The 15428-nt window shown below is 70.7% G+C and carries 15 protein-coding genes; 7 read left to right on the forward strand and 8 right to left on the reverse strand.

Annotated features, from left to right (window positions below):
* The first annotated feature begins 2 nt into the window (after positions 1 to 2).
* A complete protein-coding gene (locus tag ACF3M1_RS15975; RefSeq protein WP_394002304.1) occupies positions 3 to 629 on the forward strand; it encodes a YdcF family protein in 627 nt (208 codons plus the stop codon).
* A complete protein-coding gene (locus ACF3M1_RS15980) occupies positions 626 to 1042 on the forward strand; it encodes a ketosteroid isomerase-related protein (RefSeq protein ID WP_394002306.1) in 417 nt (138 codons plus the stop codon). Before ACF3M1_RS15975 ends, ACF3M1_RS15980 begins: the two co-directional genes overlap by 4 nt.
* A gap of 92 nt (positions 1043 to 1134) precedes the next feature.
* Here ACF3M1_RS15980 and ACF3M1_RS15985 read toward each other — a convergent pair whose 3' ends face one another.
* On the reverse strand, positions 1135 to 1746 hold the full coding sequence (locus tag ACF3M1_RS15985) for a hypothetical protein (protein ID WP_394002308.1): 612 nt from the start codon (positions 1744 to 1746) through the stop codon (positions 1135 to 1137).
* A gap of 399 nt (positions 1747 to 2145) precedes the next feature.
* Between ACF3M1_RS15985 and ACF3M1_RS15990 the strand changes: the two genes are divergently transcribed.
* From ACF3M1_RS15990 to ACF3M1_RS16005, 4 genes are all read left to right on the forward strand, one after another.
* Positions 2146 to 2826 (forward strand): ABC transporter ATP-binding protein, encoded by a 681-nt coding sequence (locus ACF3M1_RS15990; RefSeq protein WP_394005304.1) that lies wholly within the window; start codon positions 2146 to 2148, stop codon positions 2824 to 2826.
* Complete coding sequence (locus ACF3M1_RS15995) at positions 2823 to 4262, forward strand: DUF3526 domain-containing protein (RefSeq protein WP_394002310.1); 1440 nt, start codon at positions 2823 to 2825, stop codon at positions 4260 to 4262. The genes ACF3M1_RS15990 and ACF3M1_RS15995 overlap by 4 nt, the downstream gene beginning before the upstream one ends.
* Positions 4259 to 5512, forward strand: a complete 1254-nt coding sequence (locus ACF3M1_RS16000; RefSeq protein ID WP_394002312.1) for an ABC transporter permease — start codon at positions 4259 to 4261, stop codon at positions 5510 to 5512. The genes ACF3M1_RS15995 and ACF3M1_RS16000 overlap by 4 nt, the downstream gene beginning before the upstream one ends.
* 70 nt (positions 5513 to 5582) lie before the next feature.
* Entirely contained in the window at positions 5583 to 7616 is a 2034-nt protein-coding gene (locus tag ACF3M1_RS16005) for a TonB-dependent receptor (RefSeq protein WP_394002314.1), read from the forward strand.
* Positions 7617 to 7660: 44 nt separating this feature from the next.
* Here ACF3M1_RS16005 and bioC read toward each other — a convergent pair whose 3' ends face one another.
* From bioC to bioB, 6 genes are read right to left on the reverse strand one after another with little or no spacing between them, the layout of a single operon-like run.
* On the reverse strand, positions 7661 to 8569 hold the full coding sequence (bioC, locus tag ACF3M1_RS16010; protein WP_394002316.1) for a malonyl-ACP O-methyltransferase BioC: 909 nt from the start codon (positions 8567 to 8569) through the stop codon (positions 7661 to 7663).
* Positions 8570 to 8592: 23 nt separating this feature from the next.
* The gene (gene bioH, locus ACF3M1_RS16015) at positions 8593 to 9372 is read right to left on the reverse strand and encodes a pimeloyl-ACP methyl ester esterase BioH (RefSeq protein WP_394005305.1); all 780 of its coding nucleotides are present in this window, start codon (positions 9370 to 9372) and stop codon (positions 8593 to 8595) included.
* 34 nt (positions 9373 to 9406) lie between these two features.
* A complete protein-coding gene (locus tag ACF3M1_RS16020; RefSeq protein WP_394002318.1) occupies positions 9407 to 10411 on the reverse strand; it encodes a multidrug resistance efflux transporter family protein in 1005 nt (334 codons plus the stop codon).
* A complete protein-coding gene (gene bioF, locus ACF3M1_RS16025; RefSeq protein WP_394002320.1) occupies positions 10408 to 11637 on the reverse strand; it encodes an 8-amino-7-oxononanoate synthase in 1230 nt (409 codons plus the stop codon). The genes ACF3M1_RS16020 and bioF overlap by 4 nt, the downstream gene beginning before the upstream one ends.
* Positions 11627 to 11989: a hypothetical protein gene (locus tag ACF3M1_RS16030; protein WP_394002322.1), complete on the reverse strand. Its 363-nt coding sequence runs from the start codon at positions 11987 to 11989 to the stop codon at positions 11627 to 11629. Before ACF3M1_RS16030 ends, bioF begins: the two co-directional genes overlap by 11 nt.
* A complete protein-coding gene (bioB, locus tag ACF3M1_RS16035) occupies positions 11986 to 13062 on the reverse strand; it encodes a biotin synthase BioB (RefSeq protein WP_394002324.1) in 1077 nt (358 codons plus the stop codon). The genes ACF3M1_RS16030 and bioB overlap by 4 nt, the downstream gene beginning before the upstream one ends.
* Positions 13063 to 13111: 49 nt before the next feature.
* Here bioB and ACF3M1_RS16040 point away from each other — a divergent pair, with 49 nt between their 5' ends.
* Positions 13112 to 13840: a ComF family protein gene (locus tag ACF3M1_RS16040; RefSeq protein WP_394002326.1), complete on the forward strand. Its 729-nt coding sequence runs from the start codon at positions 13112 to 13114 to the stop codon at positions 13838 to 13840.
* Between the two features lie 567 nt (positions 13841 to 14407).
* On the opposite strand, the gene ubiA is transcribed toward ACF3M1_RS16040, so the two are convergent.
* Positions 14408 to 15328, reverse strand: coding sequence for a 4-hydroxybenzoate octaprenyltransferase (gene ubiA, locus ACF3M1_RS16045; RefSeq protein ID WP_394005306.1), 921 nt, complete (start codon positions 15326 to 15328; stop codon positions 14408 to 14410).
* Positions 15329 to 15428: the final 100 nt, after the last annotated feature.

Here is a 15428-nt window from a genome sequence, read left to right on the forward strand (position 1 = left end):
CGATGAGCCGACGCCGACGTCCCGTCCTCGCCGTCCTCGGCCTGTGCCTGCGCCTGTTGCTGGTCGTGGTGCTGTGGCTGGTCGGGGTTGCGGCGTGGATCATCCATGTCGGCAACCGCGACGAGGCGGGGCCAGCGGATGCGATCGTCGTGCTCGGCGCCGCCGCCTACGACGCGGTGCCGTCGCCGGTGTTCGAGGCGCGGATCGAGCACGGCCTGGATCTCTACCGCGCCGGCCATGCACCGACGCTGATCTTCACCGGCGGCTACGGCGGGGCGACGGCGCGGTTCTCCGAAGCGCAGGTCGCACGGCGCTACGCGCTGCGCCACGACGTGCCCGACGCGGCGATCCTGATCGAATCGCGCTCGCGCACGACGCTCGAGAACCTGGTCGAGGCGCGCCAGCTGATGCAAGCGCACGACCTGCAGCGCGTGATCATCGTCAGTGACCCGCTGCACATGGCCCGCGCGCTGCGCGCGGCGCGCCGTCTCGGCATCGATGCGGTCGGATCGCCGACGCCGTCCACCCGGTTCCGCACCTTCCGCACGCAGCGCGAGTTCCTGCTGCGCGAGGTCTACTTCTTCCACCGCGACCTGTTCGACGCGGTCCATGGAGCGCTCGCCCGATGACCGATTCGCCCACCACCGCCGCCACGCGCCTGGTCCAGGCGTACTACGCCGCTTTCAACGCCGGCGATCGCGAGACGATGCTCGGCCTGCTGACCGACGACGTCGCACACGATCTCAACCAGGGTGCACGCGAAACCGGGCGCGAGGCCTTCGTTGCCTTCATGCAGCGCATGGATACGAGCTATCGCGAACGGCTGGAGGACATCGTCGTCATGGCCAATGTCGACGGCACGCGCGCGGCGGCGGAGTACGTGGTCCACGGCGAGTACCTCGCCGACGATGCCGGCCTGCCCCCGGCCCACGGCCAGCGCTACGTGCTGCCGGGCGGCGCGTTCTTCGCCATCCGCGACGGGCGCATCGCGCGCGTGAGCAACTACTACAACCTCGAGGACTGGATCGCGCAGGTGGGGTGAGGCGTTGGGCCGGGATTCGGGATTCGGGATTCGGGATTCGGGACAGCGTGCGCGGTCGCGATGCGCAGCGTGATCACCTCGACCGGCGCGGATCAGCTGGCGGGCTGGCCGTCGGCCACCAGCGTGAGTCCTTCGTTGAGCAGCCAGCGCGTCGCCAGCACACGCTGCGGCTGCGGCTGGTCCTTGAGCACGTCGACCATCTGCCGGAACGACCGGCAGCGCGCCTGGCGGCTGGCGTCGTCGGTGCCGGAGGCCGTCATGCCGAGCATGAACCCGTCGTGCAGCAGCGTCGCGGTGACCGCCGCCTGGCGCAGCACCTGCTGCGCGGCCGCCGCGTCGAAGGGCTGCGGCGTGCCCTGCAGGCCACTGACCGCGACGTTGGTGAAGGCGTTCGCGAACCGGTTGCGGCTGGCCGGGCCGAGACGGTCGACCGTGCGCTGGAAGGCGGCCAGGTCCCGGGTCGCGTCGGGTTCGAACAACGCGCACAGCGCGCGGGCCTCGTCGGGCTGTCGCGAGGCATGCAGCACCGCCTGGAACAGGTCGTCGACCGCCGGCGTGGAGGCCCGGCGCAACACATCGCCGCCGGTGGCCATGACCGCGGCCGGATCGATCCGCGACAGGTCGATCTCGTACTGCTGCGCGGCGGCCAGGCCGGGACAGGACAGGGCAAGGCCGAACACGGTGAGGAAAAGGGAACGACGCATCTGGGTGTCCTGCGGTCGGAAATCAGCGACTCGGTCGGAGTCTATGACGGCGGCGCTGAACTCTCGGCCCCGCATGGCAATGCGCCGGCGCGGGTGATATCCGACGACGACGGACCTGTCGGCCGCACGGGCCGCACAGACGCCGGGCGGCGCGCCGAAGCGGAGGCGCACACCGCCGAGGGCGCATGGCGCGCGAGGCCCTCTTCCGTGGCAGCCCACGGAGACGACGCGACAGACCGCGCGTGCGAACGTCGTCGCCCTGATCGGGCGTCAACAACATAGCCGCAGGCGCCGGTCGAAAATGTAATGTTATTACATGTTATTGTGCGCCCCCATTTTCAGCTGCGGGGATGCCCCTTGGCGCCTTCCAATCCCGTCGTCGACATCCATGCGCTCTCGGTGTCCTTCGCCGGCAAACCGGTGCTCACAGATCTCCACCTGCGTGTGGAGCCGGGCCGCCTGTATGCGCTGCTCGGTGGCAATGGTGCCGGCAAGTCGACGACGCTCTCGGTGCTGCTGGGCTTCCTCAAGCCCGATTCGGGCACGGTCCACGTTGCCGGCGTCACGCCCTGGGAAGCGCCCGACCGGGCCCGCGCCCAGCTTGCGTACCTGCCCGAGAACGTCGCGCTCTACGAGCATCTGTCGGCGGTGGAAAACGTCGACTACCTGCTGTCGCTGGCCGGCCGCCGGCACGCGACCGCCGCGATCACCGACGCGCTGCGCGCCGCCGGTCTGCAGGAATCGGCGTGGCACCAGCGCCTGGCAGGCTTTTCCAAGGGCATGCGCCAGAAGGTGGCAATCGCGATCGCGCTGATGCGCGAGGTGCCGCTGCTGCTGCTCGACGAACCGACATCCGGCCTGGACCCGGGCGCGAGTGCGGATTTCCACGCGCTGCTCGACGCGGTCCGCGCGCGCGGCACGGCGGTGCTGATGGTCACCCACGATCTGCTGGGCGCGGTCGAGGTCGCCGACCGCATCGGCGTGCTCGAACACGGCCGCATCGTGCACGAGGCCGAGCGCGAGGCTTTCGACCTGACCGCGCTGCACGCGCACTTTTCCGGACGGGCGCGCGTGGCATGAGCGCGTTCATTTCGGTGATGCACAACGAGCTGCGTGCGATGTCGCGCAACCGCACCGCGCTGGTCGGCATCGTGCTGCTGGCGATGCTCGGCATCGTCGCCACCGTGGTGTCGCTGCACCACATGCAGTCGGCGGCCGACCATCGCGCGCGCCAGCAGCTGGCCGCGCAGGAGGCGTTCGACGCCCAGCCCGATCGCCATCCGCACCGCGTGGTTCACTACGGACACTTCGTCTATCGCCTGCCGTCGGCGCTGGCGGCGTTCGATGCCGGCGTCGACCCGTTCACCGGCAGCAGCATGTTCCTCGAAGGCCACCGGCAGAACACCGCCAACTTCGGCGACGTGATGCAGAGCTCGATCCTCACTCGCTTCGGCCAGCTCACGCCGGCCTTCGTGCTGCAGATCCTCGCGCCGCTGGTGCTGCTGGTCCTCGGTCACGGGCTGCTGGCGCAGGAGCGCGAACGCGGCACGTTGCGCCAGCTCATGCTGCAGGGCGCCTCCACGCGCGCCATCGTCGGCGGCAAGCTGGCGGCCCTGTGCGCGGTGGCGGCGGTGTTCATGCTGCCCGCGCTGCTGGGCCTGGCGGTGATGGCGTCCGCACCCGGCGCGTCGCTATCGGTGGCGGCCGCGCTGGCGTCGGCCTATGCGCTCTACCTGCTGCTGTGGTGCGCGGTGATCGCCGCGATCTCGGCGCTGCTCGCGCGCCGTCGGGATGCGTTGCTGGCGCTGGTGGCGGTCTGGGCGCTGTCGGCGCTGCTGGTGCCGCGGGTCGCGCCGGATGTCGCCTATGCCGCGCTGCCCTTGCCCGACCGCCTGCAGACCGACGTCGGCATCGGCCGCGACCTGCGCGCGATGGGCGACAGCCACAACCCCGACGATCCCTATTTCAACAGCTTCCGCCAGCGCGTACTCGACGAGTACGGCGTGACCCGCATCGAGGATCTGCCGGTGAACTACCGCGGGCTGATCGCGGTGGAAGGCGAGCGCCTGACCTCGAGCCTGTTCGAGCGCTACGCGGCGCACAGCGCGCAGATCCAGCATCGCCAGAACACGCTGGTGGCAGGGTTCTCGCTGCTGAGCCCGTCGATCGCGCTGCGCCAGGCGTCGATGGCCGCGGCGGCGACCGATCTGTCGGCGCATCTGGGCTTCCTCGATCAGGCCGAGGCCTTCCGCTACGACATGGTGCAGCAGCTCAACCAGCTGCAGGCAGACGGCGTGTCCTTCGACGACGACACCGCGCAGGACGCGGATGCCGACCGGCGCAAGCGTGTGGATGCCAGCCATTGGCAGACGATTCCGCGCTTCGACTTCCAGCCGCAAGGCGCCGGCACCCTGCTGCGCGCGATGGCGCCCGGCCTTCTGGTGCTGGCGGGCTGGTGCCTGCTGGCGCTGCTGCTGCTCGGCCGGGTGGCACGACGACTGGGGGTGGCGCGATGAGCACGTGGCGCTACGAATGGCGGTTGCTGCTGCGCTCGCGGATCGCCGTGGCCGGGCTGGCCCTGCTGGCGGTGCTGGCCACGGCCAGCCTGGCATCGGGCGTGCAGCGTATCGACAGCCAGCGCGCGGCGATCGAGCGCATTCCGGCGTTGCAGGCGACCGATCTCGCCGCCGTCGTCGCTGCGCACGGCGACGGCACCGAGGCGGGCAGCGCGGCCTACTACACCTTCCATCCCACCTGGAATCCGCCGTCGGCGCTGGCCTTCGCCGCCGTCGGCATGCGCGATGTCGCGCCGTTCGTGCTGCGCGTGCGGGCGCTCGGGCTGGAGGCGCAGATCCACGACGGCGATCTGTTCAACCCCGAACTCGCACTGGCCGGCCGCTTCGATTTCGCGTTCCTGCTGACCTTTCTGTTGCCGGTCTTCGTGGTGGTGCTGTTCCACGACCTGCGCTCGGGCGAAGCGGAGTCCGGGCGCGAGCGCATGTTGCGCAGCCTGCCGCTGCGCATCGGCCGGCTGTATCTGCGCCGAGCCACGGTGCGCGCGGTCGCGCTGCTGGTGTGTGTCGGCGCGCCGTTCGTGCTGGTCGCCGCGTGGCAGGGCGTGCCGGCGCTGCAGATCGCGGCGGTCGTCGGCCTGACCGCGGCATACCTGGCGTTCTGGATCGCGCTGTCGTGGGCGGTGGGGCGTCGCGGCTGGAGCAGCGCGACCAATGCGGCCACGCTGGCCACGCTGTGGGTGGCGATCGCCCTGGTGCTGCCGGCTCTGGCGCACGTGGGCATCGAGCGCGCGATCCCGGTCGATCAGGGCGCGGCGATCGCGCGTGCGCAACGCGAGGCGGTGAACCGGGCCTGGGACATCCCGCGCCAGGACACCATGCAGCGCTTCTACGCGCGTTATCCCGAGTGGCAGGATTCCGCGCCGCTGGGCACCGCGTTCCACTGGAAGTGGTATTTCGCCTTCCACCAGAACGGTGACGATGCGGTCGCACCGATGGCGGCGGCCTACCGCGACGGCATCGAACGCCGCTCGGCGGCTGCCTCGCGCCTGGGCTGGGTGTTGCCTCCAGTCGGCATGCAGGCCGCGCTCACCCGCATGGCCGACACCGACATGCAGGCCCACCTGGCCTACCAGGACCGCATCCGCGCCTTCCATACGCAGTTGCGCCAGTTCTACTACCCGTATCTGTTCAACGATGCGCCGTTCCACCCGGACGACTTTGCAGAGGCGCCGGTATTTCCGGCGCACTGACCACGACGCGTCCCACGCCTCCCTCCTCCACCCACGCCGGCGCCGCGCCGGCGCCCATCCGGTCGTCCGCATGAAACTGCATACCCTCAGCCTCGCCCTGCTCGCCGCCCTGCCCGCCATTGCCCACGCGCAGTCGGCCAACACCACGATGGGCACGGTGCACGTACACCAGACCCGCGGCCAGCTCACCGCGAACGAGGTGCTGACCTCGGTCGACGTGCTCGGCGCCGAGCGGATCGAGGACCAGACCGTGTCGCAGAGCTGGGAGCTGCTCGGACAGATGCCGGGCATCCAGCTCACCGAGACCCGCCAGGGCGCCGAGTCGGGCAAGGTGAGCTTTCGCGCCTTCAACGGCGAGGGCTATCTCAATGCGATCAAGACGCTGATCGACGGCATTCCGAGCAACGTCAACAGCGGCAACCAGCGCTTCATCGACATGCTGTTCCCGCTGGAGATCGATTACATCGAAGTCGTGCGCGGCACCAACGATCCGCGCTACGGCCTGCACAACATCGGCGGCAACATCAACTTCGGCACGCGCCAGGGCGGTGACTACACCGACGCGCGGCTGACCTACGGCAGCTTCGATACGCGCATGGCGCAGATCGCACTCGGCCGCGAACACGGCGAGTTCCAGCAGAACTGGTTCGTCGGCGTGCAGACCTCGGACGGCTACCGCGATCACGACACCTCGGAAAAGTATTCGCTGGGTGGCAAGTGGTTCTACGGCCATCTCGAGGACGGCATGCGCGTGGGACTCACCGCACGCGTCTATCACCACAAGGCCGACGAGCCGGGCTTTCTGACCGCCGACGAGCTCGCCACGATGCGGCGCGGCTCCAACCCGCGCAACGCCAACGACGGCGACGACCGCGACATGCGCCAGTTCGCCGTGCACATGGACCTCGCGCTGAGCGACGATCTGATGCTGGGCACCAAGCTCTATCACAACCCCTACCAGGACGATCGCCGCATCACTTTCAGCGGCCTGCCCACAGGCAACGCGCCGCGCCAGCGCCGGGTCTGGGACGAAAAACAGACCGGCCTGATGGCCACGTTGACCTGGACGGCCAGCGACGCGCTGACGCTCGAAGCGGGCGCCAATCACGAGCAGCAGACGAACGCCTACCTGCGCGAGCGCTTCAACTACAGCGTGCCGACCGACTTCGAGGCCGCGCCCGCGCGCGTGCAGAACGACGACGTCCACACCTTCGACAACACCGGCGCCTACGTGCAGGCGATCTGGCAGCCCCTCGAATCGCTGAAGATCGTGCCGGCCTACCGGGTGGATCGATTCGATGGCGCCACCACCTTGCCCGGTGGCATCCGCGGGCCGTTGCAGGACTACGGCACCATCGGCCAGCCCAAGCTGAGCGTGGTGTACGCGCTCACCGCCGACACCAACGTCTACGCGAACTGGGGACGCACGTTCCAGGTGCTCACCGGCGCCACCGCGCCGGCCTATCTGACGCCCGGCCAGGCGTCACTGCGGCCCTCGACCAATACCGGCGTGGAAGCCGGTATCCGCTTCAGCCCCTTCGCCGGCAGCCAGGCACGTCTGGCGGTGTGGCAGCAGGACGCGGAGAACGAGGTGTCCAACATGCCCGCCACCGGCACCACGGTGGTGCTGGGCAAGACCCGGCGCCGCGGCGTGGACGCGCAGATCGATGCGCGCCTCGGCGATGCGTGGACGGTCTGGGCCTCGCACGCCTACCAGGAGGCCAAGATCCAGCGTGACGACCGCGCGCCGGGCGTGTCGATCGAAGGCAACGAGGTCGCTGCGACGCCGCGCTACATCAGCAACATCGGCATCGATTACCAGGCCAGCGACGCGCTGCAGTTCGGCCTGCAGGCGCGCGCCCAGGGCGACTACTACCTCGAAGAGCAGAACATCACCGACAAATTCGGCGGCTTCGCCATCGTCGACCTCAGTGCGCAGTACCGCATCAATCCGCGCATGCGCGTCGACGTGCAGCTGCGCAACATCACCGGGCGCGAATACGTCTACGCCTGGTACGACAGCTTCTTCCAGGAGACCACCCAGCCGATGTTCTCACCCTCGGCCGGACGCACGGCGTTCGTGTCGCTGCACGTCACGCTCTGAGTGGTGCGCGCGCCGCCCGCGTGCGGCGCGGCGTCGTGCACGGCTCAGGCGCCGCCGCGCCTGCGCACCGGAATCGCGCCCGCGTCGAAGCGCGCCAGTTCCTCGCCACCGTCGCGGATCGGTGCACCGTGCGCGGGCGACCAGGCCATCGCGGTGATCCATTCCCAGCTCGCCGGCAGGCCGTCCGCCGTACGGAACTGTTCGTAATGCGCGGCTGCGGCGGCGAAGCGGGCACGCCCGGTCAGCGCGCGGCGCCGCGTGGCGAGCGCATTGGTCGCGCCGATCGCGCGCTGTTCGCGCATCAGTGACGCCATGTCCGGATGCCAGTGCACGGCGACGTCGCGATCGAGCACCGGATTGCGGAAGCCGGCGCGCATCAGCGCATCGCCGAATTCGCCGATCGACACGAAGGGACTCACGTGCGGGGTGTCGTCGGCGTGGCCGAAGGACTCGCGCAGTTCGATCAGGGTCTGCGGGCCGAAGGTCGAGACCAGCAGCAGGCCGTCGGGCTTGAGCACGCGACGGAAGCCTGCGAACGCGGCCGGCAGGTCCTCCACCCACTGCAGGCACAGGTTGGAGACCAGCACGTCGACGCTGTTGTCGGCGAGTGGCAGTGCACGCAGATCGGCGCAGACGCGATCGACCGGGCGCTGCAGTCCGATTTTCTCCAGCACGCCCCAGCTGCTGCGCACCGGCGCCTGGCGCAGCATCGGCAGCGCGAGATCCAGCGCGACGATGCGCGCCTTCGGCCAACGTGCGCGCATCGCCAGCGCCGCGTGCGCCGGGCCACTGCCGACATCGAGGACGACGGCCGGCACGCGGTCGTCGAGATAGTCGAGCGATTCCAGAAGTTGGGCCTCGATCTCGCGCTGCAGCGCCGCGGCGCCCGCATAGGTGGCCGAGGCCCGCGAGAACGCGCGGCGGACGTGGGCGGAGTCGAAGATTCGGGTCATGACGGCAGGCAACGGAAGTCGGGTCAGTCGGCGGCGGTGGCCGCCGCGTCGGGGAGAAAGGCCTGCAGCCGTTCGACGACAGCGTCGGCATGGGTCAGGAACGGCGCGTGTCCGGCGTGGTCGAGGGTGACGGCAACGCCCGCCCGGGTCCGGTCGGCCGCCGCGTGCATCGCGCGCGGATCCACCAGGCGGTCGCGACGGCCGGCGAGCCACAGGCTCGGCACCTGCAGGCCCGGCAGCGTCTTGCGCAGGTCCACCGATTCCAGCAGGCCCAGGCCGTCGACGAGCACGCGCGTCGCAGGCTCGCCACGCGCGAACACCTCGGCCCGCAGCGTGCGCAGCTCGCCACGCGCATCGTCCGAACCGAAGGCTTCGAGCGCGATGAAGCGGTCCAGCGTGCCGCGGTAGTCGCTGCGCAGGCCACTCGCGAAATCGCGGAACACCTGCGGCGCCATGCCGTGCGGCCAGTCGCGCCCGCTGACGAAGCGCGTGCTCGCGCACACCATCACCAGCGACGTTGCGACGTCGGGGCGTGTGGCGGCCGCGTGCAGCGCGAACAGGCCGCCGAGCGACCAGCCGAGCCACGGCGCCGGTGGCAGCACCCGGGCGAGCGCGTCGACCACCGGCTCGAGCGCCAGCGCACACGTGCTGTCACGGCTGAGGCCATGGCCGGGCAGATCGACGATGTACAGCGTGTGCGACCTGCGCAGGCGCTCGCGCAGCGGCGCGAACACGCCGCCGTGCATGGCCCAGCCGTGCAGCAGCACGAGCGGGGGGCCGTCGCCGACGATGTCGATGTGCAGGTCGTTCGAGATATCGGGCATCGCCATCGCGGCCTCAACCGCCCTTGTCGCTACGCAAGGCGCGGGTGCGACGGGAACTGCCGGCGGCAGGCCGTGCGACCAGCGCGGCGAACGCGACGATGCCGGCGGTGACGATGCACGCGCCGATCAATGCGCGTCCCTGCGGCCAGGCCTCGTGCAGGAACACCGCGCCCAGCAGCGCGGCGAACAGCAGTTCGGCCGCCTGCATGGCTTCGGCAGCGCCGAGCGCCACCGGGTTGTCGCGCACCATGCCGGTGGCCTGGAAGAACAGGATCGTCGCGATCACGCCTGCGCTCAGCGCGACGCCCGCGGCCAGCCAGACCTGCGGCATCGACGGCGCACCGGACTGCTGCCAGGCGAACGCCGCGACCAGCAGCCACAGCGGCTGGCTCACCAGGGTCAGGCCGAACACGCGCTGCGTGGCGTTGAGATCCTCGCCGGTGCGCTCCAGATGCAGCAGCAACAGGCGGTTGCCGAGCGGGTACGCCACCGCCGCGGTGAGCACGCAGGCCAGCGCGATCCACCCGGCCGCGTCGAGCCCGGCACTCCCGTGGCCGAACTGCATCAGCAGCACGCCGGCCAGGATCGCCGCGGCAATGGCCAATGCGGCCGGCGGAATGCGCCGGCGCACGTCGCGGTACAGCAGCGGCGCGCACAACATGCCGGCGATCACGGTGAACTGGAAACTCCCCGCCACCAGCCACGCCGGCCCACTCGAGGCCGCATAGGCGAGCATGCAATAGAACAGCAGGAAGCCGATCGCGCTGCAGCGCAGCCAGGCGCCGGGGTGGGCGGCGATCGCCCGCAGCACCGGCGCCGCGCCGCCCTGCCAGGGCATCAGCGGCAGCAGCAGCGGCAGGGTGATGAAGTACCGCAGGCACGCCGTCCAGGCCCAGTGCCCGCCGCCGCTCGCGCTGGCGCGGTTGAGCACATAGGTCAGCGTGAAGAACAGCGCGGACGCGAGTGCGATCCCGACCGCGAGCAGCGCGCGGCGGGCGTCTGTCGACGGCGCGGTCATGCCTGGGCGGCGGCCGCCGGGCCCTGCGCGGACACCGCATCGCGCGCACGAACGAGCGCATCCACCAGCGCGTCGACATCGGCGTCGGCATGCGCGGCGCCCAGCGTGATCCGCAGCCGCGCCTGGCCGTCGGGCACGGTCGGCGGACGGATCGCGGTGACCCAGAATCCGGCCGCATCGAGCGCCGCCGACAGCGCCAGCGCGGTCGCGTTGTCGCCGCAACGCAGTGGCTGGATCGGCGTGTCCGAGTCCATCAAATCGAGGCCGTGGCCGAGGGCGCGCGTGCGGAAGCGCTGCACCAGTGCGGTCAGGCGCTCGCGGCGCCAGTGCTCGTGGCGGGCGATCCGCACCGCGGCCAGCGACGCCGCGGCCTGGGCTGGCGGCAGGGCCGTGGTGTAGACGTAGGGCCGCGCGGTTTCGGCCAGATGCGCAATCAGGTCGGCATCTCCGGCGAGCACCGCGCCATAGCCGCCGAGTGCCTTGCCCAGCGTGACCAGCTGCAGCGGCACCGCCTCGACGTCGAGCCGCGCCTCGGCCACGCTGCCGCGGCCATCGGGCCCGCGCACGCCGATGCCGTGCGCGTCGTCGACGTACAGCAGCGCCTGCTGCACGCGTGCGACCACGGCCAGCTCGCGCAGCGGCGCGACATCGCCGTCCATGCTGAAGACGCCGTCGGTCGCAAGAATCGCAGCGGTCTCCGGCAACGTGCGCAGCTGACGCAACGCGCCCGGCGCATCGGCATGCGGATAGCGGCGCAGCCGACAACCCGCCAGGCGCGCGGCATCGATCAGGCTGGCGTGGTTCAGCCGGTCCTGGACGCAGACGTCGTCATCGCCCAGCAGCGCCTGCAGCACCGCGAGATTGGCCGAGAACCCGCTGCCCAGCACCAGCGCCGCCGGCACCTGCAGCCAGTCGGCGATCTCGTGTTCGAGCGCGGCGTGACGCGCATGGTGGCCGCAGACCAGGTGCGAGCCGCCGCTGCCGACGCCGTCGGTGGCCGCGGCGTCCTGCAACGCGCCCGAGACCGCGAAGTGCTGCGACAGCCCGAGATAATCGTTGCCGCAGAAATTCAGCAGCCAGCGCGCGGCGCCGCTGTCGTCGACCACCTCGCAACGCATGCCGTCGCGGCGCAGGACGGTGCGCCGCTGGCGACGCAGCAGCCGCGCATCGCGGTCTTCGCGCATCTGCCGCGCACGCACGCGCAGGTCCGGGCGCTCAAGTGCCATGGCGCGACCAGATCGCAAGTCCGCCCATCGCGACCGCGGGCAGCCCCACCAGTCCGTTGACCGCCACGCCGATGCGCCCGGGCGCGTCGAGCTGCATGCGCTGCGCCTCCTGCGCATCGGCGACGCTCTTCTGCGCCAGCACCACGACCGCCGCGAACAGCGCGGCGGCGAAGCCCAGCCCGGCGCCACCGTCGCGGACGAACAGCACCACCGCCCACATCAGCGCGCAGGTCGCGGCCAGTCGGGCGAGCGCCAGCACCGACGAGCGGCCGGCGCGCACGGCCAGCACGCACCCGCTCAGGCCCACCAGCGCCAGCAGCACGAGGTAGACCCAGGCGGGCCACGGCATCATGCGGCGTAGCTCCGCGGGTGCTGCGGCAGCTCGATGATGTCGGCGTGCACGGTGCCGGCGCGGTCGTGCCCCTCGGCATCCACGTGCACCTGCATCGGCTTGAGGCCCAAACGCTGGAACAGCGCCATGTCGCGTTCGGTGTCCGGATTGCCGGTGGTCAGCAACTGCTCGCCGTAGAAGATCGAATTGGCGCCCGCGAGGAAGCACATCGCCTGCAGCTCGTCGCTCATGTCCTGGCGGCCGGCCGACAGCCGCACCATCGAGCGCGGCATCAGGATGCGCGCGACCGCGATCGTGCGCACGAAATCGAAGGGATCGATCGCCTCGGTGCCGTGCAGCGGCGTGCCTTCGACCTGCACCAGCCGGTTGATCGGCACCGAGTCCGGATGCGAGGGCAGATTCGCCAGCGTGCGCAGCAGGCCGGCGCGCTGACGCCCGGTCTCGCCCATGCCGACGATGCCGCCGCAGCAGGTCTTGAGGCCCGCGTCGCGCACGTGTTCCAGCGTGTCGAAGCGATCCTGGATCTCGCGCGTGTGGATGATCGCGTCGTAGAACTCGGGATCGGTATCGATGTTGTGGTTGTAGTAGTCGAGGCCCGCATCCTTGAGCGCGCGTGCCTGGGTGCCACTGAGCATGCCGAGCGTCGCGCAGGTTTCCATGCCGAGCGCCTTGACCTCGCGGATCATCGCCGCGACCTTCGGGATGTCACGGTCCTTGGGCGAGCGCCAGGCCGCGCCCATGCAGAACCGCGTGGCGCCGGCCGCCTTGGCCTGACGGGCCTTCTCCAGCACCGCCTCGGTTTCCATCAGCTTCGTCGCTTCGACCCCGGTGTGATAGCGCTGCGCCTGCGGGCAGTAGCTGCAGTCTTCGGGGCAGCCACCGGTTTTCACCGACAGCAGCGTGCTGATCTGGACCTCGGCCGGATCGAAATGCTGGCGATGCACGCCGGCCGCGCGGAACAGCAGTTCCGTCAGCGGCAGCGCGAACAGCGCCTCGATTTCGGCGCGCGCCCAGTCGTGGCGCAGGGGAACGGGCTGGCCGGCGGTTTCGCGGGCGTGGCTGACAGCGGACATGGCGATCTACCGACGGTGACGGCGGGATAAGCCCGGCAGTCTGGAAAGCATGCCCATCGCTGTCAACCTGAAACCGCAGCCCCTGGTTGACGACGCCTGCTGGCATCGCCTGCGCCGGCTCTTCGGTAGCCGCTGTCTGGTCTGCCGAGAGCGCGCCCACGGGGAACAAGACCTGTGCGCCGCCTGCCTCGCCGCGCTGCCCTGGGCCGGCGCCGCGTGCGCGCGCTGCGCGATTCCGCTGCCTGCCGGCGACGGGCCCTGCGGCGCCTGCCTGCGCCGCGCGCCGCCGTTGGACGCGGTCCACGCCGCCTTCATCTACGGCTTTCCGGTGGACCGGCTGCTGCTACGGTTCAAGTTCCACCACGACCTGGCGGCCGGCGCGCTGCTCGCGCGTTGCATGGCCGCGCGCTGCGCGGGTCTGCCACGCCCCGACGCACTCGTCGCGGTGCCACTGCACGGCAGTCGGCTGCGCCGCCGGGGCTATGACCAGACGCTGGAACTCGCACGCCCGCTGGCACGCCGCCTGGAGTTGCCGCTGCGCCGCGACCTGCTGCGCCGCACCCGGGCCACGTCGGCGCAATCGGAACTCACGGCCGCCGCGCGCCGACGCAATGTCCGCCGTGCATTCGAGGCCGGGTCGCAACATCCGGTGCCGGCGCACGTGGTGCTGATCGACGACGTCATGACCACCGGCGCCACGCTGCATGCGGCCGCGATCGCGCTGCGCCGCGCGGGCGTGGCCCGGGTCGACGCCTGGGTCTGCGCGCGTGTCCCGTGAGGCAGTTGCGGCCCTGCAGGAGCGCGATCGCGCGCGATGGGTTGTCCCGGTAGTACCCATCGCGCGCGATCGCGCTCCTACAGGGGATCCGGTTCGACGCGTCAGCCCAGAAGGCGGTTCGCCGGCGGCGGCGTGTGTGCGCGGCGATACCGCGAAGATCGACATGCCGAGCCCGTCGGGATGCCGAAACGCATCGATGCATCGGGCTTGTGCCGATACGTCAGGGCGTCTTTTTGTAGGAGCGCGCTCGCGCGCGATGGGCTGGGCCGGCAATGCCCGCTCGCGCGCGAGCGCGCTCCTTCAAGGAATCCGGTTCGACGCGTCAGCCCAGAAGGGGGTTCACCGGCGGCGGCGCGTAGTGCGCGGCGATACCGCGAAGATCGGCATGCCGAGCCCGTCGGGATGCCGAAACGCATCGACGCATCGGGCTCGTGCCGATACGTCAGGGCCTCTTTGTAGGAGCGCGCTCGCGCGCAACGGGCTGTGCCGGCAATGCCCGATCACGCGCGCCTGCAGGGGATTCCGCTCGACACGTCGGTCCAGCAGCCGGGTCACCGGTTCGACGCGTCAGCCCAGCAGGCGGGTCACCGGCGGCAGCGCATAGTGCGCGGCGATGCCGGCGAAGATCGCCATGCCGACCCAGTGGTTGTGCAGGAACGCGCGGAAACAGGCCGCGCGCTCGCGATGGCGCGCGATGACGAATTCCCAGCCCACCAGCCCGGCCGCGATCACCAGGCCCAGCCAGAAGTTCGGCCCCAGTCCGGCCTCGCGGCCGACCAGCGCCAGCGCCGTGAACGCCAGCGCATACAGCACGCCCTGGGCCACGAGATCGAGATCGCCGAACAGGATCGCGGTGGATTTCGACCCGGCGCGGATGTCGTCCTCGCGGTCCACCATCGCGTACCAGGTGTCGTAGGCCGTGGCCCAGAAGATGTTGCCGACGAACAGCAGCCAACCCAGCGGCGGCACCGTGCCCTGCACGGCCGCGAACGCCATCGGAATCGCCCAGCCGAACGCGACACCCAGATACACCTGCGGCAGATAGGTGTAGCGCTTGAGATATGGATAGCTCGCGGCGAGCGCCACGCCGACCACGCTCATCAGCACGGTCAGCCGGTTCATCGTCAGCACCAGCGCGAACGCGACCAGCATCAGCGCCGCGAACAGCAACAGCGCCTCGCGCCCGCGCACCGCGCCGCTGGCCAGCGGCCGGTCCTTCGTGCGTTCGACCTGGGGGTCGAGCCAGCGGTCGGCGTAGTCGTTGATTACGCAGCCGGCCGAGCGCGTCAGCCACACGCCGGCGGAAAACACGACCAGCGTCCACAGCGGCGGCACGCCCTCGGCGGCGATCCACAGGGCCCACCACGTCGGCCACAGCAGCAGCAACCAGCCGATCGGCCGATCGCCACGCACCAGGGCCCAGTACTGGCGCAGCCGGTCGCGCCAGCGCGGGACGGTCGGTGCGGAGAAGCGTTCGTAGTCGTGCATCGCGGCCGGAGGATACCAGTCGGCCACGCAAGGTCCGCCGTCCCGCGCACGTGCGCTGTCATCGTTTCGCACACGGAATGTCGCGACGCCGCCACGGGCC

Origin of the sequence: Luteimonas sp. WGS1318, assembly GCF_043187535.1 — a bacterium.
Lineage (GTDB): Bacteria > Pseudomonadota > Gammaproteobacteria > Xanthomonadales > Xanthomonadaceae > Luteimonas.